The sequence below is a fragment of the Bradyrhizobium sp. CB3481 genome (assembly GCF_029714305.1).
In the GTDB taxonomy this organism is placed as follows: Bacteria; Pseudomonadota; Alphaproteobacteria; order Rhizobiales; family Xanthobacteraceae; genus Bradyrhizobium.
The window spans coordinates 797,575-821,012 of the sequence record NZ_CP121647.1; the positions used below are offsets into that span (position 1 = coordinate 797,575).

20 protein-coding genes and 1 pseudogene are annotated in these 23,438 nt (G+C 63.9%); 13 read left to right on the plus strand and 8 right to left on the minus strand.

Translation table 11 applies throughout. The features are described 5' to 3' along the window. From paoC to QA643_RS03780, 6 genes are all read left to right on the plus strand, one after another. Positions 1–2,208 (plus strand): aldehyde oxidoreductase molybdenum-binding subunit PaoC, encoded by a 2,208-nt coding sequence (gene paoC / locus QA643_RS03755; protein WP_283031870.1) that lies wholly within the window; start codon positions 1–3, stop codon positions 2,206–2,208. A 166-nt stretch (positions 2,209–2,374) separates the two neighbouring features. Further along, positions 2,375–3,646: a lipoprotein-releasing ABC transporter permease subunit gene (locus tag QA643_RS03760; protein ID WP_283031871.1), complete on the plus strand. Its 1,272-nt coding sequence runs from the start codon at positions 2,375–2,377 to the stop codon at positions 3,644–3,646. A 372-nt stretch (positions 3,647–4,018) separates the two neighbouring features. Further along, positions 4,019–5,437: a threonine synthase gene (thrC, locus tag QA643_RS03765; RefSeq protein WP_283031872.1), complete on the plus strand. Its 1,419-nt coding sequence runs from the start codon at positions 4,019–4,021 to the stop codon at positions 5,435–5,437. Continuing rightward, complete coding sequence (locus tag QA643_RS03770; protein ID WP_283031873.1) at positions 5,434–6,723, plus strand: pitrilysin family protein; 1,290 nt, start codon at positions 5,434–5,436, stop codon at positions 6,721–6,723. Before thrC ends, QA643_RS03770 begins: the two co-directional genes overlap by 4 nt. Before the next feature lie 10 nt (positions 6,724–6,733). Further along, positions 6,734–7,321: a GNAT family protein gene (locus QA643_RS03775; RefSeq protein ID WP_283031874.1), complete on the plus strand. Its 588-nt coding sequence runs from the start codon at positions 6,734–6,736 to the stop codon at positions 7,319–7,321. A gap of 129 nt (positions 7,322–7,450) precedes the next feature. Then, the gene (locus QA643_RS03780; RefSeq protein ID WP_283034702.1) at positions 7,451–8,059 is read left to right on the plus strand and encodes a hypothetical protein; all 609 of its coding nucleotides are present in this window, start codon (positions 7,451–7,453) and stop codon (positions 8,057–8,059) included. Between the two features lie 63 nt (positions 8,060–8,122). On the opposite strand, the gene QA643_RS03785 is transcribed toward QA643_RS03780, so the two are convergent. The 5 genes from QA643_RS03785 to QA643_RS03805 all read right to left on the minus strand — a co-directional run bounded on the left by QA643_RS03785 (position 8,123) and on the right by QA643_RS03805 (position 10,701). Beyond that, positions 8,123–8,608, minus strand: a complete 486-nt coding sequence (locus tag QA643_RS03785) for an ATP F0F1 synthase subunit B (protein ID WP_283031875.1) — start codon at positions 8,606–8,608, stop codon at positions 8,123–8,125. Between the two features lie 4 nt (positions 8,609–8,612). After that, positions 8,613–9,161, minus strand: coding sequence for a F0F1 ATP synthase subunit B' (locus tag QA643_RS03790; RefSeq protein WP_283031876.1), 549 nt, complete (start codon positions 9,159–9,161; stop codon positions 8,613–8,615). Between the two features lie 57 nt (positions 9,162–9,218). Then, positions 9,219–9,449 (minus strand): F0F1 ATP synthase subunit C, encoded by a 231-nt coding sequence (locus tag QA643_RS03795; protein ID WP_028348038.1) that lies wholly within the window; start codon positions 9,447–9,449, stop codon positions 9,219–9,221. A 55-nt stretch (positions 9,450–9,504) separates the two neighbouring features. After that, entirely contained in the window at positions 9,505–10,260 is a 756-nt protein-coding gene (locus QA643_RS03800; RefSeq protein WP_283031877.1) for a F0F1 ATP synthase subunit A, read from the minus strand. Between the two features lie 69 nt (positions 10,261–10,329). Then, positions 10,330–10,701, minus strand: coding sequence for an AtpZ/AtpI family protein (locus tag QA643_RS03805; RefSeq protein ID WP_283031878.1), 372 nt, complete (start codon positions 10,699–10,701; stop codon positions 10,330–10,332). 287 nt (positions 10,702–10,988) lie between these two features. Here QA643_RS03805 and QA643_RS03810 point away from each other — a divergent pair, with 287 nt between their 5' ends. The 3 genes from QA643_RS03810 (at position 10,989) to QA643_RS03820 (ending at position 12,807) form a co-directional block, all read left to right on the plus strand. Continuing rightward, the gene (locus QA643_RS03810; RefSeq protein WP_283031879.1) at positions 10,989–11,612 is read left to right on the plus strand and encodes a 2-hydroxychromene-2-carboxylate isomerase; all 624 of its coding nucleotides are present in this window, start codon (positions 10,989–10,991) and stop codon (positions 11,610–11,612) included. A gap of 154 nt (positions 11,613–11,766) precedes the next feature. Further along, entirely contained in the window at positions 11,767–12,216 is a 450-nt protein-coding gene (locus QA643_RS03815) for a hypothetical protein (RefSeq protein WP_283034703.1), read from the plus strand. 117 nt (positions 12,217–12,333) lie between these two features. Next, on the plus strand, positions 12,334–12,807 hold the full coding sequence (locus QA643_RS03820; RefSeq protein ID WP_283034704.1) for a secondary thiamine-phosphate synthase enzyme YjbQ: 474 nt from the start codon (positions 12,334–12,336) through the stop codon (positions 12,805–12,807). 72 nt (positions 12,808–12,879) lie between these two features. Here QA643_RS03820 and QA643_RS03825 read toward each other — a convergent pair whose 3' ends face one another. Continuing rightward, positions 12,880–14,502, minus strand: a complete 1,623-nt coding sequence (locus QA643_RS03825; protein ID WP_283034705.1) for an MFS transporter — start codon at positions 14,500–14,502, stop codon at positions 12,880–12,882. A gap of 628 nt (positions 14,503–15,130) precedes the next feature. On the opposite strand from QA643_RS03825, the gene QA643_RS03830 reads away from it, so the two are divergent. The 3 genes from QA643_RS03830 to QA643_RS03840 all read left to right on the plus strand — a co-directional run bounded on the left by QA643_RS03830 (position 15,131) and on the right by QA643_RS03840 (position 18,173). Then, complete coding sequence (locus tag QA643_RS03830) at positions 15,131–16,459, plus strand: MFS transporter (protein ID WP_283031880.1); 1,329 nt, start codon at positions 15,131–15,133, stop codon at positions 16,457–16,459. A gap of 359 nt (positions 16,460–16,818) precedes the next feature. Next, positions 16,819–17,493: a response regulator transcription factor gene (locus tag QA643_RS03835; RefSeq protein ID WP_283031881.1), complete on the plus strand. Its 675-nt coding sequence runs from the start codon at positions 16,819–16,821 to the stop codon at positions 17,491–17,493. Between the two features lie 8 nt (positions 17,494–17,501). Beyond that, entirely contained in the window at positions 17,502–18,173 is a 672-nt protein-coding gene (locus QA643_RS03840; protein WP_283031882.1) for an HAD-IA family hydrolase, read from the plus strand. A 19-nt stretch (positions 18,174–18,192) separates the two neighbouring features. Here the strand turns inward: QA643_RS03840 and QA643_RS03845 are convergent. Then, positions 18,193–18,373 (minus strand): annotated as a pseudogene (locus QA643_RS03845) (MarR family transcriptional regulator); the annotation flags it as partial. A gap of 87 nt (positions 18,374–18,460) precedes the next feature. Between QA643_RS03845 and QA643_RS03850 the strand changes: the two are divergent. Then, a complete protein-coding gene (locus QA643_RS03850; protein WP_283031883.1) occupies positions 18,461–19,864 on the plus strand; it encodes an MFS transporter in 1,404 nt (467 codons plus the stop codon). A 45-nt stretch (positions 19,865–19,909) separates the two neighbouring features. Here the strand turns inward: QA643_RS03850 and QA643_RS03855 are convergent, their stop codons facing one another. Then, positions 19,910–23,419 (minus strand): hybrid sensor histidine kinase/response regulator, encoded by a 3,510-nt coding sequence (locus QA643_RS03855; protein WP_283031884.1) that lies wholly within the window; start codon positions 23,417–23,419, stop codon positions 19,910–19,912. Positions 23,420–23,438: the final 19 nt, after the last annotated feature.

Below are 23,438 nucleotides of genomic sequence, written 5' to 3' on the forward strand. Positions count from 1 at the left end.
ATGAAATTCGAAACCGCAGCCACATCAAATCCGATCGATCAGCTCAAGGTGATCGGCAAGCCCACCGATCGCGTCGACGGCCCGCTCAAGACCACGGGCAAGGCGCCTTACGCCTATGAGCGTCACGACGTCGTTTCCAACCCGGCCTATGGCTACGTCGTTGGCTCTGCGATCGCCAAAGGGCGGATAGAGCAGATCGACCTTGCCGCGGCCAAGGCCGCGCCCGGCGTGCGCGCCATCGTCACGGCCGACAATGCCGGCAAGCTCGGCAAGGGCGACCGCAACACCGCCAAACTGCTCGGCGGCCCCGAGATCGACCATTATCATCAGGCGATCGCGCTGGTGGTCGCCGATACTTTCGAGCAGGCACGCGCCGCCGCGCAGCTGCTCCGCGTCGACTACGTCAAGGCGGACGGCGCTGCCTTTGATCTCGCGGCGGTGAAGGACCACGGCGAGCCTAAACCCCTGTTCGGCGGCCCCGCCGATACCGCGCGGGGCGATTTTGCGGGCGCGTTCGCGGCAGCCCCGGTACGACTGGAGGCCACCTACACCACGCCCGATCAGGCGCATGCGATGATGGAGCCGCATGCCTCGATCGCCGTATGGAACGGCGACAAGCTCACGCTCTGGACCTCGAACCAGATGATCGCCTGGGGCGTAAGCGACGTCGCAAAGACCCTCGGAATCCCCAAGGAGAACGTTCGCCTGGTCTCGTCCTTTGTCGGCGGCGGCTTCGGCGGCAAACTCTTCGTGCGCTCAGATGCGCTGCTCGCCGCGCTCGGCGCGCGCGAGGTCGGGCGACCGGTGAAGGTAGCGCTGCAACGCCCGCTGATGTTCAACAACACGACGCATCGTCCGGCGACGATCCAGCGCATCCGCATTGGCGCCGACAGAGACGGCAAGATCACGGCGATCGGCCATGAGGAATGGTCGGGCAATCTGCCCGGCGGACGGCCCGAAGGTGCGGTCAGCCAGACGCGGCTGCTCTATGCCGGACCTAACCGCATGACCGCAACCCGCCTCGCGGCACTCGACCTCGCCGAGGGCAACGCGATGCGCGCGCCGGGCGAGGCGTCGGGCATGATGGCGCTGGAAATTGCGATCGACGAAATGGCCGAGAAGCTCGGGATCGACCCGATCGAGTTTCGTATCCGCAACGATACTCAGATCGATCCCGAAAGGCCGGAGCGGCCCTTCTCGCAGCGTCAGCTGACGGAATGCTTCCGCACCGGCGCCGAGCGCTTCGGCTGGAGCAAGCGCGATCCGCAGCCGGGCCGGGTCCGTGACGGACGCTGGAAGATCGGCATCGGCACGGCCGCCGCATTCCGTAACAACCTGCTGACCAAGTCGGCCGCGCGGGTGCGGCTCGACGGCAACGGTATCGTAACGGTCGAGACCGATATGACCGACATCGGCACCGGCAGCTACACCATCATCGCGCAGACCGCGGCCGAGATGATGGGCGTTCCGCTTCAGAAGGTGACGGTGCGTCTTGGCGATTCGAATTTCCCGGTCTCGTCGGGCTCCGGCGGCCAGTTCGGCGGCAACAACTCGACCGCCGGCGTCTATGCCGCCTGCGTCAAGCTGCGCGAAGCGATCGCCCAGAAGCTTGGCTTCAATTCAGCAGAGGCCGAATTCAGTGATGGCGAGGTGCGCGCGGGCAATCGCCGCGTGCCTTTGGCGCAAGCAGCAGTGGGCGGTGAGCTCACGGCCGAAGACGGGATCGAGTATGGCGATCTCGACAAGAAGTATCAGCAATCGACCTTCGGCGCGCATTTCGTCGAAGTCGGCGTCGATGTCGCGACCGCCGAGATCCGCGTCCGCCGCATGCTCGCCGTGTGCGCGGCCGGCCGTATCCTCAATCCGAAGACGGCGCGCAGCCAGGTAATCGGCGCGATGACCATGGGGGTCGGCGCGGCGCTGATGGAAGAACTCGTGATCGACAAGCGTGCCGGTTTCTTCGTCAATCATGACCTCGCTGCTTACGAGGTGCCCGTTCATGCCGACATTCCGCACCAGGACATGATCTTCCTCGACGAGACCGATCCGATATCGTCGCCGATGAAGGCCAAGGGCATCGCCGAGCTCGGGATCTGCGGCGTGGCGGCGGCGGTCGCCAACGCGGTCTACAACGCGACCGGCGTGCGGGTCCGTGACTATCCGATCACGCTCGACAAGCTTTTGGAGCAGATGCCGAACGTCGGTTGAGTGCGGCGACTTAAGCGCCGGCCGCTCCGGCGCGTTGGTCGGCTTTGTTGCGTTGGACTACCCGCGACGCCCACGGCGCAGACGTGGCGGGAATGTGGCGGTGGACGAAGATCATTCTTCGGAGCCGCCCCACGAAATCGTCCCGAAAACGCGCTATGAAGGGACGATGGAAAATTCCCCGCGTCCCCTGCCGTTCTCGGCATTCGAATGGCTGCTGTCCGGGCGATACCTGCGCGCGCGTCGCAAGGAAGGCTTCATCTCCGTGATCGCGGGGTTTTCCTTCCTCGGCATCATGCTCGGCGTTGCCACGCTGATCATCGTAATGGCCGTCATGAACGGCTTCCGCAAAGAGCTGGTGGACAAGATCGTCGGCCTCAATGGCCACCTTCTGGTGCAGCCGCTGGAGTCGCCGCTGACGGATTGGGAGGATGTGGCGGAGCGCATCAGTCGGCTGCCGGACGTGCGGCTTGCCGCGCCGGTGGTGGACGGCCCGGCCCTGGCATCGTCGGCGCAGAATGCCACCGGTGTGCTCGTTCGCGGCATTCGCTCCGGAGACCTCAACAAGCTCGCCGCGATTTCCAGCAACATTCAGCAGGGCTCGCTCGATGGATTCGACCGGGGGCGAGGCGTCGCCATCGGCCGCCGGCTTGCCGAGCAATTGTCGGTGCGGGCCGGCGACAACATCACGCTGGTCGCGCCAGACGGCACAATGCGGGCGAAGGGCGCGGCCGCGCGCATCAAACCCTACACGGTCGCTGCGGTGTTCAGCATCGACATGTCGGAATACGATTCCGTCATGGTCTTTCTGCCGCTCACGGAGGCGCAGACCTATTTCAATCGCGCCGATGATGTAAGCGCCATCGAGGTCTTCCTTATGGGCAGCCCGGACAAGGTCGACAGTTTCAGGCGGCCGGTCGCTGACGCTGCCGCGCGGCCGGTGTTCCTCGTCGACTGGCGGCGGCGCACCTCGGCTTTCTTCGCGGCACTGCAGGTCGAGCGCAACGTCATGTTCCTGATCCTGACCCTGATCGTGCTGGTCGCCGCGCTGAACATCGTGTCGGGCCTGATCATGCTGGTGAAGGATAAGGGCAGCGATATCGCGATCCTGCGCACCATCGGCGCCTCGCGCGGCGCGATCATGCGGGTATTCCTGATCGCAGGTGCCGCGATCGGCGTGCTCGGCACCCTGGCCGGGCTGCTGGTCGGCATGCTGGTTTGCCTGAACATCGAAACCATCCGGCAGTTCCTGTCCTGGATTACCAACACCGAACTGTTTCCGCCGAAACTCTATTTTCTGTCGAAACTGCCGGCGGAGGTCGACGCCGGCGAGACCGCGGCCGTCGTGGCGATGGCATTGACGCTGTCATTCCTCGCAACGCTCTACCCGTCATGGCGCGCGGCCCGGCTCGATCCGGTCGATGTGCTCCGGTATGGGTGAGGGTGCTAGAGTGTTTCCCAAGCGCTCAATTGTCGTCACCCGCGGAGGCGGGTGACCCAGTATTCCAGAGACGGCAGTGATCGAGCCGAGAAGCCGCGGCGTACTGGATCCCCGCCTTCGCGGGGATGACAGTGGAGTGTACGAGGCGGATGGGCCCAAGGCATCCTAGCCTTCCCGCCCACCTGCGCATTGACTGCCTAACATACGAAAAATTGCGTCTTTTGCGGTAGCTCGCCCTTCCTTTTCGCCCACGAGCCATTTCCCCTCCGCCGCAAAACGCTTTATGGTGGCCGCTCGCTTCGCGTTTAGCGAATTCCAATTCACGATCAATATCAAAGGCTTGGCATAGGGCTTGCGCCTTTGGAGGGTGGTTTGACGCGCTATATTTCGACACGGGGGGAAGCCCCCGTCCTTGGTTTCTGCGATGTGATGCTGACCGGGCTCGCCCGCGACGGCGGCCTCTATGTGCCCGAGGTCTGGCCACAGCTGTCGCGCGAGACCATCGCCTCATTTTTCGGCCGGCCCTATTGGGAGGTCGCGGTCGACGTGATCAAGCCGTTTGCGGCGGGGGAGATTTCCGACGCCGATCTCGGCCGCATGGCCAATGAGGCCTACGCCACGTTCCGCCATCCGGCCGTGGTGCCGCTCGATCAGACCGGCCCCAACCAATTCCTGCTGGAGCTGTTTCACGGCCCGACGCTGGCGTTCAAGGATGTCGCGATGCAGTTGATCTCGCGGCTGATGGATCACGTGCTCGCCAAGCGCAACCAGCGCACCACCATCGTGGTCGCGACCTCGGGCGATACCGGCGGTGCCGCCGTCGAGGCGTTTGCCGGGCTCGACAATGTCGATCTGGTCGTGCTGTTTCCGAACGGGCGCATCTCCGACGTGCAGCGGCGGATGATGACGACGACCGGCGCCGCCAACGTGCACGCGCTCGCCATCGAAGGCACCTTCGACGATTGCCAGGCGATCGTGAAGGCGATGTTCAACAACCACGGCTTTCGCGATGCCGTGTCGCTGTCGGGCGTCAATTCGATCAACTGGGCGCGGATCGTCGCCCAGGTCGTGTACTATTTCACCTCGGCGGTGGCGCTCGGCGCGCCCGCGCGGCCGGTGGATTTCACCGTGCCGACCGGCAATTTCGGCGATATCTTCGCCGGCTATGTCGCCAAGAAGATGGGCCTGCCGGTGCGCTGGCTGCGCATCGCCTCCAATGTCAACGACATCCTGCCGCGCACGCTGAAGACCGGCATCTATGAAGTGCGCGAGGTGCACGCTTCCGCCTCGCCCTCGATGGACATCCAGGTCTCTTCGAACTTCGAGCGGCTATTGTTCGAGGCGAGCCGCCGTGATGCTGCCAGTGTCCGCCGGCTGATGGACTCGCTGAAGCAGTCCGGGCGCTTCGTGCTGCCGGACACCATGCTGGCGGCGATCCGCGAGGAGTTTGACGCCGGCCGCGCCGACGAGACCGAGACGGCGGCGGCGATCCGTGCCGCCTGGCGCGAGGCCGGCGATCTCGTCGATCCCCACACCGCAGTGGCGCTCGCGGTGGCCGATCGCGACACATCGGATTCGAAGATTCCCAACATCGTGCTGTCGACCGCGCATCCGGCCAAGTTTCCCGACGCCGTGGAAGCCGCGTGCGGCGTGCGGCCGGAGCTGCCGGCCTGGCTCGACGGCCTCATGACCAAATCCGAACACATCACGGTGATGAAAAACGATTCAGCGGAAGTGGAAAGATTCGTGCGCTCGGTGAGCCGTGCCACGAAGCAGGGAGTTGCCGGATGAGCGTCGACGTAACCAAGCTGCCGTCCGGTCTGACTGTCGTCACCGACACCATGCCGCATCTGGAAACCGCCGCGCTCGGCGTCTGGGCCGGCGTCGGCGGCCGCGACGAAAAGCCGAACGAGCACGGCATCTCGCATCTTCTGGAGCACATGGCCTTCAAGGGCACCACGCGGCGCTCGTCGCGCGAGATCGTCGAGGAGATCGAGGCGGTCGGCGGCGATCTCAATGCCGGCACCTCGACCGAGACCACGGCCTATTATGCGCGGGTGATGAAGGCCGACGTGCCGCTGGCGCTCGACGTGCTCTCCGATATCCTGACCAATCCATCCTTCGTGCCCGACGAGCTCGAGCGCGAGAAGAGCGTCATCGTCCAGGAAATCGGCGCGGCGCAGGATACGCCCGATGATGTCGTGTTCGAGCATCTCAACGAGCTCTGCTTTCCCGATCAGCCGATGGGCCGCTCGCTGCTCGGCACCGCAAAGACGCTGAAGGCATTCGACCGCGACATGCTGCGCGGCTATCTCGCGACGCATTACCGCGGCCCCGACCTGGTGGTGGCCGCCGCCGGCGCGGTCGACCACAAGCGCGTGGTGGAGGAGGTGGTGCAGAAATTTGCCAGTTTTGACGCCACGCCCGCGCCGAAGCCGCAACCGGCAATGTTCGGCAAGGGCGGTTCGCGCGTGGTGCACCGCGATCTCGAGCAGGCGCATCTGACGCTGGCGCTCGAAGGCGTGCCGCAGACCGACCTGTCGCTGTTCTCGCTGCAGGTGTTCACCAACACGCTGGGCGGCGGCATGTCGTCGCGGCTGTTCCAGGAAGTGCGCGAGAAGCGCGGTCTCTGCTACTCGATCTACACCTTCCACGCGCCCTATAGCGACACCGGCTTTTTCGGCCTCTATACTGGCACCGATCCCGCCGACGCCCCTGAAATGATGGAGGTGATCGTCGACGTCATTAACGACGCCGTCGAAACCCTGACGGAGGCCGAGATCGCCCGCGCCAAGGCGCAGATGAAGGCCGGGCTGCTGATGGCGCTGGAAAGCTGCTCCTCCCGGGCCGAACAGCTGGCCCGGCACGTTCTGGCCTATGGCCGGCCGCTGACGGTGGACGAACTGGTCGCCAGGATTGACGCGGTCGACGTCGAATCGACCCGCAACGCCGCCCGCGCGCTATTATCCCGCAGCCGGCCGGCGGTGGTCGCGCTCGGTAGCGGCAGGGGTCTGGACACGGCGGTATCTTTTGCGGAAGGATTGACGACGTCGAAGGCAAAGTCGCTGCTACATTGAGGTAGTGGGCATGGCCCTGTTTCGTTTGCCATCCAGCGGACCGGCCGCACTTGTGCCGCGCGGCCACGGCCTGTTGCTGCGCGCGCCCCAGATGGCGGACTTCGTGCAATGGGCGCAACTGCGCGAACAGAGCCGGGCCTATCTCACGCCATGGGAGCCGATCTGGCCGTCGGATGACCTGACCCGCGCCGGCTTCCGTCGCCGGCTGCGCCGCTACGCCGAGGATATCGCCGCCGACCGGTCCTATCCGTTCATCATCTTCCGCGAGGCCGATGGCGCCATGATCGGCGGCATCACGCTTGCCAATGTCCGCCGCGGCATCGTGCAGGCCGGCACCATCGGCTATTGGGTCGGCGAGCCCCACGCCCATCGCGGCTATATGACCACGGCATTGCGGGTGCTGCTGCCAATGCTGTTCGGCGAACTCAGCCTGCACCGCATCGAGGCCGCCTGCATTCCGACCAATACGCCCTCGATCCGGGTCTTGGAGAAATGCGGCTTCACCCGCGAGGGGCTGGCGCGGCGCTATCTCTGCATCAATGGCATCTGGCAGGACCACCTGCTGTTCGGCCTGCTGCATGAGGATTTCCGCGGCTAGGCCGCCGTTCCTACATCTTTAGACGCCTTGGGTTCGCCGCCATTGGGCTGCTATAACGCCGCCGGAAACAACGACGTGGGACGATGGGATTTGGGACGTCGCATGGGTGATATCAGTTTGGCCAGGGTGATGGCCGCGGCGGCGGTCGCGGGTGGCCTTTTCTGCCTCTCGGCCGCACCGGCATCGGCGCAATCGCTGTCCGACCGTTTCAAGAGCCTGTTCGGCGGCAAGTCCGAGGAGGCGCCGGCCCCCGCTGCGCCGGCGGCGACGCAGGAGCCGGGCGATCTGACCTGCCCGCCGGTCACCGTCAGGGCGGGGGCGTCCACCTATGCCGTCGCGGCGCCGGGCAAGCAGCCGGTCGGCAACGACCTGCGCTTTCAAGCGACGATCTCCAAGATGGCCCGCGAATGCAGCCTCAATGGCGGGGTGATCACGGCGCGGATCGGTATTCAAGGCCGCGTCATCGCCGGCCCCGCGGGCGCACCGGCCTCGGTGCAGGTTCCGATCCGCATTGCCGTGGTGCAGGGCGGAGTGGCCGAAAAGACCATCGCCACCAAGGCCTACCAGACCACGGTCACCATGACCGAGACCGGCAGCGAGCCGTTTACCCTTGTTGCCGAAGATCTGAGCTATCCGGCGCCCCCCGGCGCCGTCGGCGACAGCTATATCTTCTATATCGGCTTCGACCCGCAGGCCTTGAAGCCGGAACGGCCCGTGCCGAAAAAGAAGAGGCAATAAGTGGCCAATAAAAAAGCCGGCGCGATCATCTCGCGCCGGCTTTTTTATTTGGTTGGAAGCCGATCAGTTCAGCTTGGCGCGAACCTCGTCGATGCCCTTGGCGAGCAGATCGTCGGCAACCGAGCCCTTGACCGACTGCGACAGGATGGTCGAGGCGGCTTCGACCGCGGCGTTGGCGGCGGCGGAACGGACGTCGGCGAGCGCCTGGGCTTCGGCGAGGGCGATCTTGCTCTCGGCGGTCTTGGTGCGGCGGGCGACGAAATCTTCCATCTTGGCCTTGGCTTCGGTCGCAATGCGCTCGGCTTCGGCCTTGGCATTGGCGATGATTTCCTCGGCCTCGCGCTCCGCGCTGGCGCGGCGGGTCTTGTACTCGCCGAGCAGCTTGGCGGCCTCTTCCTTGAGACGCTTGGCGTCGTCGAGTTCGGCCTTGATGCGCTGGCTGCGGTGGTCGAGCGCCGTCAGCACCGTCTTGTGAATGCCGAGATAGGCAAACAGCACCAAGAGGATGACGAAGGCGATCGCAACCCAGGTTTCCGGTTGGGTGAACATCAAGCTATCCCTTCAACGAAGCATCGACGGCACCGCTCACCGTCTTCGCATCGGGCACGACGCCGGTCAGCCGCTGCACGATCGCGCCGGCCGCGTCGGCGGCGATGCCGCGGACGTTGCTCATCGCGGTCTCGCGCGTCGCCGCGATCTGCTTTTCGGCGGCGGCGAGCTTGGCGGTGAGCTGGTCTTCCAGCGTCTTGCGCTCGGCTTCCGCGGCCGCGTTCAGCTTCTCGCGGGTCTCGTTGCCGATCGCCTGCGCGCGGGCGCGGGCCGATGCGAGCTCGGTCTCATACGCCTTCAGCGCCGCGTCCGACTCGTCCTTGAACTTCTGCGCCGCCGCAAGGTCGCCCTCGATCGCGTTCTGACGTGCGTCGATCACGCTTTCGACGCGCGGCAGCGCGAAGCGGGACACGATCACATAGAGCGCGACGAAAGCAATGACGAGCGATACCAGCTGCGAGGCAAACGTATTCGACTCGAACGGAGGAAATCCTCCGCCGTGTCCACCGTCGGCCTCGGTGTGGGCGTCGGTACCATGACTTTTTTCAGCCACGGGGGTCTCCTGTTGCTGTCAGGCGCGCCGCCCTGGGGCGGCGCGAGTGGATGCAGCTCAGAGCGGAACGAACAGCAGCAGCAGCGCGATCAGCAGCGAGAAGATGCCGAGCGCTTCGGTCACGGCGAAGCCGAAGATCAGGTTGCCGAACTGGCCCTGAGCGGCCGAGGGGTTACGCACCGCAGCAGCAAGGTAGTTGCCGAAGATGATGCCCACGCCGACGCCTGCGCCGCCCATGCCGATTGCCGCGATGCCCGCGCCGATAAGTTTTGCTGCTGCCGGTTCCATTTTCTAGAGCTCCTTGAGGATAAGACAAAGTGTGGGTGGAAATTCCCCGGTCCGCTTAGTGTCCCGGATGAATGGCGTCGTTGAGATAGATGCAGGTCAGGATCGCGAACACGTAGGCCTGCAGGAACGCGACCAGCAGCTCAAGCGCGGTCAGCGCGACCGTGAGCGCCAGCGGCAGCACGCCGCCGACCCAGCCGATGGCGCCGAGCGAGACGCCGAGCATGGCGACGAAGCCCGCGAACACCTTCAGCGCGATGTGGCCGGCCAGCATGTTGGCGAACAGACGGACGCTGTGCGAAACCGGCCGCAGGAAGAACGACAGGATTTCGATGAACATCACCAGCGGCAGGATGTAGATCGGAACGCCATGGGGAACGAAGATACTGAAGAACTTGAACCCGTTCTTGTAGACGCCGTAGATCAGGACCGTGAAGAAAACCAGCAGCGCCAGGGCGGCGGTGACGATGATGTGGCTCGACACCGTGAAGGTATAGGGAATGATGCCGATCAGGTTCGAGATGCAGATGAACATGAACAGCGAGAAGATCAGCGGGAAGAACTTCATGCCTTCCGCACCGGCGGTCGAGCGGATCGTCGAGGCGACGAACTCGTAGGAGATTTCCGCGATCGACTGCAGCCGCCCGGGGACCAGCGCCCGGCGCGACATGCCGCCGATCATCAGCAGCGAGATCACCGCGACCGCAAGGAACATGTAGAGCGACGAGTTGGTGAAGGCGATCGTGTGGTTGCCGATATGGCCGATCGTGAAGAGGGGCTCGATATTGAACTGGTGGATCGGGTCGATTTTCATCCGCGCGGCTCTTTATCCACCGGCTTGGCCGGCAATCGAATTTCAAATGTCGTGACTTCCCGTCAACGCTCAGCGCTTGCCCGAGGCCACGCCTGCTGATCTCACCACGTTGACCACACCGGCGACGAAGCCGAGCAGCAAAAACACGATGAAACCGAACGGCGAAGTCGACAACAATCGGTCGAACCCCCAGCCAATCGCCGCTCCGACGGCAACGCCCGCGACCAATTCCGAGGAAAGGCGGAAACCCAGCGCCATTGCCGATGCTCTGGCGGCCGTATCTCCGCTTTCAGTTCCGGGTTGATCAGTCCTGAGTTTCCGGCTGTCGCGAATTTCGGACAACCGGTGATCCAGGCTTCCGAGCCTTGCGGAAAGCGCAGCTTCGTCGGACGACGGCTGGTCGCGATTTCCACTTGCGTTGTCGTTCTTGTCTTCGGCCATGCCCAAGACATTAAACGATGCCAACGGTGGATGGAAATTACGCCGCGTCACCCTTGAAAGCCGCGCGGACCATACTTACCGCGTTTAATCAAGTCAAGATTAGGTCGTATCCAGTTACTTCGTTGAATTGATTGAATTTATTGCTGGAATGCCTGCGACACTGTGGACTGTCATCGCAGTGCAACAGCTATTGTTGCAAGGATCGATCAAGGATCGATCTTGCGCCGGTTCAGCCGCTCTGTTGGGATGCTCCGGATGGAGCAGGTATTGCCGTCCTGGGAGGGTGCATGCCGCGGCAGGTCGACTACTATTTCTCGATCCAATCGCCCTGGGCCTATATCGGCCATCAAGCTTTTCGAAATCTGGTAAGTGATTGCGATCTCAAGGTAAATCACAAACCGGTGGTACTGGTCGATCTGTTTTCGGAGACCGGCGGCCTGCCCTTGATGAAGCGCCACCCGGTGCGGCAGCGCTACCGGATGGTCGAGCTGCAGCGCTGGCGCGACAAGCGCGGGCTGACATTTCACCTGCAGCCGGCGCATTGGCCGTTCAATGCGCGCCTCGCCGATGGCGTCGTGATCGCGGCGCTCGAGATCGGCCTCGATCCCGACCGTTATCTGCGACGGGCCTTTGCGGGCGTCTGGGAAAATCAGCTCAACCTCGCCGATCCCGCAACGATTGCAAAGCTCGCCGACGAATCGGGGCTGCCGGGGCGGCAATTGGTGGAGCGTTCCGGCGCGGAAGACGTCACGGCGGCCTATGAGCAGAACCGGCAGGATGCGCTGGCCGCCGACGTGTTCGGCTCGCCGGTCTACGTGCTGGACGGCGAGGTGTTCTGGGGGCAGGACCGCCTCGAATTGCTGGAGGATGCGTTGAAGTCCGCGCGCCCGCCCTATAGCTCAAGGGTCTAGCGCCCGCGCCTTGAAAGCGCCCCGGCGGTCGAGGAAATCGAGCCTGTCCTGAGGCGGGAGCAAGCCCATGCGTACAGTGAAGTCGTCCTCGAAACTGTTGAAGTCCGTGATCCCTGTCATCTGCCTCGCCGGCGCGGGGCCGGCCGTGGCGGGCATGCCGGAGACCGAGAACGGCCGCTATACGCTGTCGACGACGTCAGATGGAGCGCTTCGTCTCGACACCCGCACCGGCGCGGTCTCGACCTGCAGCAATTCGGGGACGGGCTGGGCCTGCTACGCCGTACCCGACGAGCGCGCGGCGATGGATGCGGAGATCGGCCGGCTGCAGGGTGACGTCGACAGGCTGCAGGCTGAAAATGAAAAGCTCAAGGCTGATCTCGCCGCGCGCGAGCCCACCGTGAACGGCAAGATCGAAGAGCCGCTGCCGAAATCGGACTCGCTGAAGAAGAGCGAACCGAAAGTGGCGGAAAGCGAGCGCAAGATCGAAATTCCACTGCCCAGCGACCGCGACATGGACCGCATGATGTCGTTCCTGGAGCAGGCCTGGCGCCGCCTGCTCGAAATGGCGGGCCGCGTGCAGCGAGACGTCAACGGCAAGATTTGACGGGGGCGCTGAACTGGTAGGGTGGGCAGAGCGCAGCGTGCCCACCATCTTTGTCGATGCTAGAACCGGTGGGCACGTCGCTTGCGCTCCTTTGCCCACCCTACGAAGATTGCCATGATGGCCCCATCCAAATCCCTTTCCCGCACCACGCCCTCCACCGTTACCGCCAACTCTATCGTGTCTTCGCTGCTGACGGTGCAGACCTCAGGCGTCGGCTTTACCGATCTCACTGCCGAAGTCGCCAAATTCCTGCGCGAGGCGGGTGCGCGCGAAGGCATGGTGACGCTGTTCATTCGTCACACCTCGGCTTCGCTGACGATCCAGGAAAATGCCGACCCCACCGTGCTGGTCGATTTGACCACGGCGCTGAACCGCCTGGCGCCGGAAAACGCCGGCTGGCGCCATGACACCGAGGGGCCGGACGACATGCCAGCCCACATCAAGACCATGCTGACCGCGACCTCGCTTCAAGTCCCGTTGCTGCACGGCGCGCTCGCGCTCGGCACCTGGCAGGCGATCTATCTGATCGAGCACCGCGCCCGGCCGCATCGGCGCGAGATCGTGCTGCAATTCGCCGGCAGTGTGGACTAACCCGTAAAAACCAAACCGGCCGCGGATTGCTCCACGGCCGGCTGGTGATTTCGTTCTGTCGAACGCGACCGTTTACTTCGTGATGTCGACGTCCTTGGTCTCCGGCAGGAAGAAGAAGCCGACGACCGCGGTGATCGACGCAAAGATGATCGGGTACCACAGGCCAGCGTAGATATCGCCGGTCGAGGCCACGATCGCGAATGCGGTCGCGGGCAGCAACCCGCCGAACCAGCCGTTGCCGATGTGGTAGGGCAGCGACATCGAGGTGTAGCGGATCCGGGTCGGGAACAGTTCGACCAGCATCGCGGCGATCGGCCCGTACACCATGGTGACGTAGATCACCAGGATGAACAGCAGCCCGATGATGGCGGCGACCTGCGGTTTGAAGATGTCGAACGGGTTGGACATCTTCACGATGCCGGCGTCGCCCGCCTTGGGATAGCCAGCCGCCTGAACCGCCGCCAGCACCGCCGGGTTGGAGGTCTTGGCGTCGGTATAGGGCACGTCCTTGCCGTTCACCACGACCTTCACGCCGGAACCAGCAGCGCCGTAGCTGGTCGAGTACTTGACCGACTGCTGCGCCAAGTAGGCGCGGACGGTGTCGCACGGTGCGCTGAAGACGCGGGTACCGACCGGGTTGAACAGGTCGCCGCAACCGGCCTTATCCGCAACCACTTCGACCTTCGTCGCTTCAATGGCCTTTTCCAGCGCCGGATTCGCGCTGGTGGTAATCATGCGGAAGATCGGGAAGAAGGTCAGCGCCGCGATCAGGCAGCCCGCAAGGATGATCGGCTTGCGGCCGATCCTGTCCGAAAGCCAGCCGAACACGATGAAGAAGCCGGTGCCGAACACGAGTGACCAGGCGATCAAGAGGTTGGCGGTATAGCCGTCGACCTTGAGGATCGATTGCAGGAAGAACAGCGCGTAGAACTGGCCGGTGTACCAGACCACGCCCTGGCCCATGGTGCCGCCGATCAGCGCCAGGATCACGATCTTGCCGTTGCTCCAGTTGGCGAAGGCCTCAGTGAGCGGGGCCTTCGAGCCCTTGCCCTCTTCCTTCATCTTCTGGAAGATCGGCGATTCATTCAGGCGCAACCGGATCCAGACGGAGATGCCGAGCAGGAGCACCGAGACCAGGAACGGAATACGCCAGCCCCACTTGGCGAAGTCGGCCTCGCCGAGCGCGGTGCGGGTGAACAGGATGACCAGCAGCGACAGGAACAGGCCGAGCGTCGCGGTGGTCTGAATGAACGAGGTGTAGTACCCGCGCTTGCCCATCGGCGAATGCTCGGCGACGTAGGTCGCCGCACCGCCATATTCGCCACCGAGCGCGAGGCCCTGCAGCAGGCGCAGCGCGATCAGGATGATCGGCGCTGCGATGCCGATGGTCGCAGCGTTGGGCAGCAGGCCGACGATGAAGGTCGACAGGCCCATGATCAGGATGGTGACGAGGAAGGTGTATTTGCGGCCGACGATGTCGCCGACCCGGCCGAACACGATGGCGCCGAAGGGGCGGACCAGGAAGCCGGCGGCGAAGGCGAGCAGCGCGAAAATGTCACGCGTGGCCGGCGGATAGTCCGAGAAGAACTGCACGCCGATGATGCTGGCGAGCGACCCGTAGAGATAGAAGTCGTACCATTCGAAGACGGTGCCGAGTGAGGATGCGAGAATGACGAAGCGTTCGTCCTTCGTCATCCCTGCGGCCTTGCCGGACGTGGCGGTCATAGTCGACATTCGGAGCGCTCCCCTTCGTTTGTCCCAAGCATGTGTGTTGCGTCTGGCCGACGCTTAATTATTTGGGAACTTCCTACATGTTCACGAAGCTTGGCCCAATAGTACTTTCGGCTGGCTGTGTGTATCTGCGCCCGATCAGGACGTATCTTGCCCTTGTTTGCTTCCACCCTGCGCTATCGATCGGCAGCGTTGTTTTACGGACTTGGGATGGCCTTGTATCAAGGCGTGTTCTCATTGATTTGGCTTGGCTTGCATTCGGATCTCTAGCCCGAAGTGCATCGCAAAAACGCACGCCGCATCTGCGATATCAGCCACTCACCTGCGGATTTCGGCGCTTGGTTCAGCTCGATTGAGCCAAAAGTCTTATAAAGTGGCTGTCTCAATAGGGATTAGACTGTTTTTCGCGCTTTCGCTCCCGATGGATGGGAAGGAGGCAGCGGTGGCTCGCGGCATCGAAGGCCGTTGAAGCTCTTCTCGGGTGGCTCAAAGCCCCCGGAGATCAGGCGTTGCGGTCACGCATGCAAAGGGTCGCGAGAAATAACGCTCTGAGGAAATGCGAGGTAATGCCCTGAAATCATAGGAGCCGTACATGGCAATTCAAATTCCGGGCGATTTCCGCCGCGTGATTATCGCTGCGTCGGTAGGAAACATCATTGAATGGTACGATTTCTATATCTTCGGCAGCTTGGCCGCAATTCTATCAGTCAAGTTCTTTGAACAATCCAATCCGGTCGCAGCTCTGCTGAGCACAATTGCGTTGTTCACCGCAGGATTCCTGATCCGCCCATTGGGGGCATTCCTTTTCGGATGGATGGGCGACCGGGTCGGCCGCAAATATACCTTTCTCATTACACTCAGCGGAATGGGACTCGGCACGGGGGCGATCGGGTTGATCCCGACCTACCAGTCGATTGGTCTAACGGCCGCGTTCATTCTCTTCGGTCTGCGCATGATCCAGGGCCTGTGCCTGGGCGGCGAATATGGTGGTGCCATCACCTACGTTGCCGAACATGTGCCCGACGACAGGCGCGGCTACTACACCGGCTGGCTGCAGACCTCTCCGACCCTCGGGATCGTGGTGTCGCTGGCGGTGATCATCCTGACCAGGACCTGGGCCGGTAATGAGGCCTTCGACGACTGGGCTTGGCGCATCCCGTTCCTGCTGTCGTTCCTGCTGGTAGCCATCGCAATCTACATCCGGCTCCAGCTCCAGGAGACGCCGATCTTCCAGGAGATCAAGGCTAAGGGCCAAATGACCAGGAACCCCTGGAAGGAGGCCTTCCTTAGCGCGAACATCAAATACATCTTGATCGCCTGCGTCGTGCTGATCGGGCAAGGAGTGGTCTGGTACAGCGGTCAATTCTGGGCGCTGTATTTTCTGCAGCAGGTTTCCAAGGTGAGCCCGCTGACCTCGGCCTACATCGTGGGTGCTGCGTTGCTCATTGCAACGCCAAGCCTGATCTTTTTTGGTTGGCTGTCAGACCAGATCGGCCGCAAGCCGGTGATCCTGGGAGGCATGTTGCTCGCCGCGATCACTTACTACCCGCTGTATTTGTGGCTGGGAATGGTCACGCAGCCCGGCAATATCAACTATCCGATCGCGATCTTCATCATCTTCATCCTCGTTTGCTATGTCGGGATGGTGTATGGGCCGGTGGGGGCGTTTCTGGCGGAGTTCTTCCCAGGTAGGATTCGGTACACGTCAGTGTCGGTGCCGTATCACATTGGCAACGGCTGGGGTGGTGGATTGGTGCCGTTCATCACGTCGGCGGCATTCGCCGCGACCGGCAGCATCGGCTACGCGCTGATCTACCCGATCGTGGTGCCCGCGGTGTGCTTCGTGCTTGCCCTGTTCCTGATGCCGGAGACTCGCAAGATCAGCATCTGGCAACCCATCGAGCCAAAAACTGCACCGTAATGAAAGTCCCTACGTGCAGAGCCGCCAAGCCCTGCACGTCCCTCTCGCGCCTCAGCAGGAGCGATCAGACTGCGCTCACTCTGAAGCGCGCTGTTTATTGATGAGTTGATGCCACACCTCCTGTTCAGGGATTGAGTCGGCCCTTGCAACCTTGTCGGGTTCCCGGTTCGTGTGAACGACGTTCCCCAACGGTCGATTTTGCGGTGCACCATTCACGCTGCATCGGGCCGCGATTAACTGCTTTTGCGCAACGCAGGAAAGGTTGCCTTGCAAGACGCTTCGTGACGGAGGACAATCAAATTGCTGTCGATCAGCAATGAGTTGCGTGTTTTCCCGACCTTCGTCGGCGTTTGGATCAGATGACCGCCTCTGCCAATACCCACCTCGTCATCGCCGATGACCATCCGCTGTTCCGCGACGCGTTGCGGCAGGCGGTGGCGAGCGTCTTGGCGTCGGCCACCGTCAGCGAGGCCGGATCGTTCGAGGACCTCACTGCGCTCTTGGAGCGGGATTCCGACGTCGACCTGATCCTGCTTGACCTCACCATGCCCGGGATTTCGGGCTTTTCGGGCCTGATCTATCTGCGCGCGCAATATCCGGCGATCCCGGTGGTGATCGTATCAGCCAGCGACGATGCCGGCACCATCCGCCGCTCGCTAGATTTCGGCGCCTCGGGTTTCATCCCCAAACGCTTCGGCGTCGATACGCTGCGCGATGCCATCATGAAGGTGATGGAGGGCGACGTCTGGGTTCCGCCGGATACCGACCTTTCGTCGGCCGACGATCCTGATATGGCGCGGCTGCGCGACCGCCTGGTCACGCTGACCCCGCAGCAGGTGCGGGTGCTGATGATGCTGTCGGAGGGCCTGCTCAACAAGCAGATCGCCTATGAGCTCGGGGTTTCCGAGGCGACCATCAAGGCGCATGTCTCGGCGATCCTGCAGAAGCTCGGCGTCGAAAGCCGCACCCAAGCCGTGATCGCCGCCGCCAAGATCTCCGGCGGCCAGTGGCGCCAGGGCACGCCGACGGGGTGAATCAGAGAATGTCCGGCTCCGGAAGGGCGCTGCTGTTCGACATCGACGGCACGCTGGCCGATACCGACGCGCTGCATCTGGAAGCGTTCAATCAGGTATTCGCGCCTCATGGTCACGTCTTCGATCGCGCCCGCGCCTCGAAGGAGTTGATGGGCTTTTCCAATATTTCGATCAGCGAACGGTTTCTGCCGGGCCATCCGCCGGAGCGCCAGGCCGCCATCATGGCGGAGAAGGAAGAAGCGTTTCGCACGCTGGCGTCCGGGCAGATCAAGCCGCTGGCCGGCCTGATGCGGCTGCTTGACCGTGCGGATCGCGCCGGCGTTCCGATGGTGGCGGTGACCAACGCGCCGCGGCTCAACGCTGAAATGATGCTGTCCGGACTTGGCATCATGCAGCGCTTCAAGGCCGTCATCATCGGCGACGAGCTTGCGCACGGCAAGCCGCACCCGCTGCCCTATCTGGAGGGTCTGCGGGCGGCCAGTGCCGCCCCCGGGCGCTCGCTCGCCTTCGAGGATTCCCGCTCCGGCGTGCAGGCCGCCTCCGCCGCGGGCATCGCAACGATCGGCATGCGGACGAGCCTTGGCCATGACGACCTAGTGGCGGCAGGCGCGATCTCCACGGCCGAAAGTTTTGACGATCCGGAACTGGTCAGGCGGGTCGCGCGGACGATGGATTGGTGAGGACGTCGCCGCCGCGCGGCTATCGCCGCCCGATCCGGTACGCGCAGCGAGGGGCGCCAGCGAGGATATGATCGATGCGCTCGACGGTGACGTCGCTCCCCAGCACGGCGCGGAAAACTTCGAGCTCCGAGCGGCAGAGGCCCTGGCAAAGCGGCCGCCGCGGCGCAGATCGGGCAGTGATTCTCGATTAACAGGAAGCTGTCCAGCGTATCTTTGGCGACGCTCGCCATGTAGCTATCTAGAACCCGGCCGTCCCGCATTGGCAACGCCCGGAGGGAGGCCCCGACATGGAGCAGGACTCGACCCGGCAAGGATGGCGATCGCTGCTCAGACCGGAATGGATTCCGATACTCGCCATTCTGCTTGGCGGGGTGTTGCTGCAATCCATGAACGTGTTGATGCTGACGACGGTGCTGCCGTCCATCGTCGGCGAGCTCGGTGGCGTCGCCATGTTGAGTTGGCCGACCACGGCCTATCTTGCCTGCTCCATCGTCGCCGCAAGTTGTGCCGGTGTGCTTGCGACCGCAATCGGCTCCCGAACGGTTTATTGCGCGGGCGTCGCGATATTCTGCGTCGGCGCCGTGCTGTGCTCGCTGGCCCCGGCGATGGGGTGGATCGTTGTCGGCAGGCTCATTCAGGGATTCGGCGGCGGACTGGAGGCTGCCGTCGCCTACGTGCTGGTCCGCGGAACGTTTCCGGAGCAGGTCTGGTCACGGACGATCGCGCTGATGTCGACGAGCTGGAGCATGTCGGTTCTGATCGGCCCTCTCGTCGGCGGCGTGTTCGCTCATTTTGGCAGCTGGCGCGGCGCCTTTGTCGCGACTGCCGCTGTCGCCGTCATCCTGGCCGTGAGCGCCTTCTTCATATTGCCGTCGGGGACGGCTGACAGGAAGTCTCCCCTGCGCGTGCCCGCCGGACGGGTTGCCCTGATTTGCCTTGCGATTGCCGCAACGTCCGCCGCGTCTGTCGTGGCGGCGCCGCTTGCAAAGTTGGGACTGATCGTCGCGGCGATCGTCTCGCTCGTGGTGATGTTGCGGCTCGACCGTTCGTCAACGACCCGGCTCTTGCCGAGCGACGCGTTTTCATGGCGCACACGGACGGGCGTCGGGCTATGGCTTGCGCTGCTGCTCTGCATCACCTTCAGCCCGCTTCAGATTTACGTGCCCATCTTCCTGCAGCGGCTGCATGGTTTCGATCCGCTCTCGGCCGGCTTTGCCGTCGCCAGCGCCTCGATGGCGTGGACCATCGCGTCGTTGGCAACCGCCGGGGTGTCGGTCGTCTGGCCGGATCGATTGGTATTGACCGGGCCTACGACCATGGCACTGAGTCTGGCAGCCATCGCGCTTCTCGCGCCGCACACCTCGGCATCCGCCTTCCTGCTGGTCCCGGCGATTGCCGCGCTGGGGGCGGGTATCGGCCAGTGCTGGCCCTTCGTCGCACACCGGATCATGGACAGCGCAGCGGCAGGCGACGAGGTCGTCGCGGCCTCGTCGGTCCCCACCGTGCAGCAGATGGGCTTTGCATTCGGCGCAGCGATAGCGGGACTGATCGCAAACGCCAGCGGACTATCGGCTGCGATTCCGGACAAGGGAATGGCGAACGCCGCTTTCTGGGTGCCGGCGAGCTTTGTAGCGTCGGCCATGCTGACGTTCCTGACCGGCCTGCGGTTGCGCTCCTTGCGCAAGGATTGAGTTTGTCTCACCGCCCAGCCACCGGCGAATATCGCAAGGAACCGCCTACTCCGCCGCCACCACCTGCTGGGCGCGCCACTGGCCGAGCAGGGCGCGGAGCGAGGCCGGCTTCACCGGCTTGTTGAGGATCGCGATGTTTTCATCGCGGGCGGCGGCGCGGACGTTCGGGCTGCGGTCGGCGGTGATCAGGATCGCCGGAATGTTGTCGCCGAAGCGGCGGCGGATTTCGCGGATCGCGGCGACGCCGTTGCCGCGGTCGAGGTGATAGTCGACCAGAAGGCCGGTCACGTCGTTGCCGGACGATTCGATCGCGGCGATCGCGGCGTCCGGATCGGCCACCGCGATCACTTCGGCATTCCAAGCCTTCAGCAGCGTCTTCATGCCGTCGAGGATCGCCGGGTCGTTTTCGATGCAGACGATCAGGGCGCCGCTCATCGGCGTCTTCGATAGCGGCGTCGCGCTGGTGACGGCCGCGGTGTGATTGATGGCTTTCGCGATTGGCACCGTCACAGAGAATACCGAGCCGCCGCTGGCATTGGCGTCGATCGCTATGCCGTGCTTGAGCACCCGCGCCAGGCGCTCGACGATGGACAGACCCAGGCCGAGGCCGCGCGCGATCCGCGCGCCCTGCTCGAGGCGGTGGAATTCCTTGAAGATCTCGCCGCGCTTGGCCACGGGAATGCCGACGCCGGTGTCGTAGACCCCGATGCGAAGCGACTGGCCCTGGCGGCGGCAGCCGACCAGCACGCGCCCGCGCGGGGTATATTTGATGGCATTCGAAATGAAGTTCTGCAGCAGCCGGCGCAGCAGCAGGCGATCGGATTCCACCGGCAGCGAGCAGGGGACGAAGGTCAGCTTTAGCCCCTTGGCGCGTGCGATCGGGGCAAACTCGATCTCCAGCGAGCGCATCAGATCGGCCATCTTGAAGCTGGTGATCGCCGTCGTCATCGCGCCGGCATCGAGCCGCGAGATGTCGAGCAGCGCGCCGAGGATTTCCTCGATCGCCTCCAGCGAATCGTCGATGTTCTCGACCAGCCGCGAATCCTCGCCGCCGTTCTGCCGCTCGACCAGGCTGGTCACATAGAGCCGCGCCGCGTTCAGCGGCTGCAGGATGTCGTGGCTGGCGGCGGCCAGGAAGCGCGTCTTCGAGATGTTGGCGTCCTCGGCCGTGCTCTTGGCCTGCGCCAGCTCGGAATTGAGGCGGGTCAGCTCCTCGGTACGGTCGCGCACGCGCTTTTCCAGCGTCGCATTGGCGCGTTCCAGCGCTTCGGCGGCTTCGAAGCTCGGCGTCACGTCGGAAAAGGTGACGACGAAGCCGCCGCCCGGCATCCGGTTGGAGCGCACCTCGATCACCATGTGGCGGTCGGGCAGGCGCTCCAGATAGGGCTCGCCCTCGGTGGTGTAGGCTTCAAGCCGCCGGGCCAGCAGCGTATCGGGATCGCCGGCACCGGTGGCGCTGACCGCGCCCATGAATTCGAGGATCTCCTGCAGGGGAATGCCGAGCTGCACCAGATGCGGCGGCAGTGCGAGAATTTCGCCGAACTGGCGATTCGAGCAGATCAGCTGCAGGTCGGCGTCGAACACAGCAATGCCCTGCCGCACATGGTTGAGCGCGGTCTGCAGGATCTCGCGGTTGAAATGCAGCGCGGCGTGGGATTCGTCGAGTAGCTTCAGCGCGGCCTTGGCCGAGACGGTGCGCTTGCGCAGGAGCAGCGACATCACGAGGCGCGAGGACGCCGCGCCGATCGAGGAGGCGATCAGGCGCTCGGCGTATTGCAGCAGCTCGAAATCGGCCGGCGCGGCCGGATCGAGATGGCCGGGATGTCCGGCGGCAAAGCTGTCGAATTCCTGCGCCGCGCGCTCGGGGCCGAGATATTGCGCCACCGTGCTCTGGATGTCCTGCACCGTCACCGTGGTGCGCCAGCGCCGCAGGTTCGGGGCAATCGGCGTCAGGGTGTTCGGCACGAACAGGTCCGCCTGCAGCCGCTCGATCGAGGACGGCTGGCGCGCGATCGACATCAGCACATAGGTCAGGATGTTGAGCGAGAGCGACCAGAACACGCCGTGCATCAAAGGCGGCAGGTCGGTGCCGAGCAGCGCCTGCGGACGCAGCGCCACGATGCCGAACGGCCCTTGCTGCAGCAGCAGAAGGCCGGCCGGACTGCCTTCCAGGAAACTCGGCAGGAACAGCGTGTAGGCCCACACCGCGATGCCGACCAGCATGCCGCCCATCGCCCCGCGCGCCGTGCCGTGCCGCCACAACAGGCCGCCGAAGAAGGCCGGCGCGAGCTGCGTGAGGGCGGCGAACGACAGCAGGCCGATCGCCGCGAGCTGGGTGTTGCCGAGCGCACGATAATAGAAATACGCCATCAGCATGATGGCGAAGATGGCAAAGCGCCGGATGCGCAGCAGGAAGTAGCCGAAATCCTTGCTGCTGTCGCGCGCGGTCGGGCTGCCCTGCAGCACCATCGGCAGCACGATATCGTTGGAGACCATGATCGAGAGGGCGACGCATTCCACGATCACCATCGCGGTCGCCGCCGACAGGCCGCCGACGAACACGGCGATGCTGAGCAGCGCGGCATTGGCCTCGATCGGCAGCGCCAGCACATACATGTCGCTGTCGACGGCGCCGAACGGGAAGGTGACGAGGCCGGCGATCGCGATCGGAATCACGAACAGGTTGATCGCGACCAGATAGAGCGGAAACAGCCAGCGCGCGCGGCGCACCTCCTCGGGGCTGGAATTCTCGACCACGCTGACGTGGAACTGGCGCGGCAGCAGCATGATCGCGCAGAACGAGAGCAGCGTCATGGTCAGGAAATTGCCGATCGACGGCACGTAGCTGATGGCGCGCACCGCCTCGGGCGTCTTCATGGCGCGCTCGATCAGTTCGACCGGCGAGAACATCCAGAAGGTGACGAAGGCGCCGGCGGCGAGGAAGGCCACCAGCTTGACGATGGATTCGGTCGCGACAGCCAGCATCAGGCCGTGCTGGTGCTCGGTGGCGTCGGTCTGGCGGGTGCCGAACAGCACCGCGAAGGCGGCCATCGCCAGCGTCACCACCAGTGCAATGTCGCCGATGATCGGGATCGAGGAGAACAGCTTGTCCTCGCTCAGGATCGTTTCGAGAGACGACGCCACCGCCTTGAGCTGCAGCGCGATATAGGGCACCGAGCCGATGATCGCGATGACAGCCACGGTGGCGGCAACCGCCTGGCTCTTGCCGTAGCGCGCCGCGATGAAGTCGGCGATCGAGGTGATGTTCTGCGACTTGGCGAGCTGGATCACCCGCCGGAGCAGCGGCGTGCACAGCCCGATCATCAGGATCGGGCCGACATAGATGGCGAGGAAATCGACGCTGGTGCGGGTGGCGAAGCCGACCGAGCCGAAGAAGGTCCAGGAGGTGCAGTAGATCGCCAGCGACAGCGGATAGATCATCATGCTGGCGCGGCCGCGCTGGCTCGGCGACAGCCGGTCGCCATAGCTGGCGACACCGAACAACAGTCCGATATAGGCGAACGCGGCGGCGATTACGCCCCAATCGTGCAGCATCGCTCTCGGGTCCTCCTCT

Excerpts from the sequence above, each read along its gene's own strand:
- paoC (WP_283031870.1), top strand. The coding sequence starts at position 1 with ATGAAATTCGAAACCGCAGCCACATCAAATCCGATCGATCAGCTCAAG.
- QA643_RS03760 (WP_283031871.1), top strand. The coding sequence starts at position 2,375 with ATGGAAAATTCCCCGCGTCCCCTGCCGTTCTCGGCATTCGAATGGCTG.
- QA643_RS03770 (WP_283031873.1), top strand. The coding sequence starts at position 5,434 with ATGAGCGTCGACGTAACCAAGCTGCCGTCCGGTCTGACTGTCGTCACC.
- QA643_RS03775 (WP_283031874.1), top strand. The coding sequence starts at position 6,734 with ATGGCCCTGTTTCGTTTGCCATCCAGCGGACCGGCCGCACTTGTGCCG.
- QA643_RS03780 (WP_283034702.1), top strand. The coding sequence starts at position 7,451 with ATGGCCGCGGCGGCGGTCGCGGGTGGCCTTTTCTGCCTCTCGGCCGCA.
- QA643_RS03785 (WP_283031875.1), bottom strand. The coding sequence starts at position 8,608 with ATGTTCACCCAACCGGAAACCTGGGTTGCGATCGCCTTCGTCATCCTC.
- QA643_RS03795 (WP_028348038.1), bottom strand. The coding sequence starts at position 9,449 with ATGGAACCGGCAGCAGCAAAACTTATCGGCGCGGGCATCGCGGCAATC.
- QA643_RS03800 (WP_283031877.1), bottom strand. The coding sequence starts at position 10,260 with ATGAAAATCGACCCGATCCACCAGTTCAATATCGAGCCCCTCTTCACG.
- QA643_RS03805 (WP_283031878.1), bottom strand. The coding sequence starts at position 10,701 with ATGGCCGAAGACAAGAACGACAACGCAAGTGGAAATCGCGACCAGCCG.
- QA643_RS03810 (WP_283031879.1), top strand. The coding sequence starts at position 10,989 with ATGCCGCGGCAGGTCGACTACTATTTCTCGATCCAATCGCCCTGGGCC.
- QA643_RS03815 (WP_283034703.1), top strand. The coding sequence starts at position 11,767 with ATGCCGGAGACCGAGAACGGCCGCTATACGCTGTCGACGACGTCAGAT.
- QA643_RS03820 (WP_283034704.1), top strand. The coding sequence starts at position 12,334 with ATGGCCCCATCCAAATCCCTTTCCCGCACCACGCCCTCCACCGTTACC.
- QA643_RS03825 (WP_283034705.1), bottom strand. The coding sequence starts at position 14,502 with ATGACGAAGGACGAACGCTTCGTCATTCTCGCATCCTCACTCGGCACC.
- QA643_RS03830 (WP_283031880.1), top strand. The coding sequence starts at position 15,131 with ATGGCAATTCAAATTCCGGGCGATTTCCGCCGCGTGATTATCGCTGCG.
- QA643_RS03835 (WP_283031881.1), top strand. The coding sequence starts at position 16,819 with ATGACCGCCTCTGCCAATACCCACCTCGTCATCGCCGATGACCATCCG.
- QA643_RS03840 (WP_283031882.1), top strand. The coding sequence starts at position 17,502 with ATGTCCGGCTCCGGAAGGGCGCTGCTGTTCGACATCGACGGCACGCTG.
- QA643_RS03850 (WP_283031883.1), top strand. The coding sequence starts at position 18,461 with ATGGAGCAGGACTCGACCCGGCAAGGATGGCGATCGCTGCTCAGACCG.
- QA643_RS03855 (WP_283031884.1), bottom strand. The coding sequence starts at position 23,419 with ATGCTGCACGATTGGGGCGTAATCGCCGCCGCGTTCGCCTATATCGGA.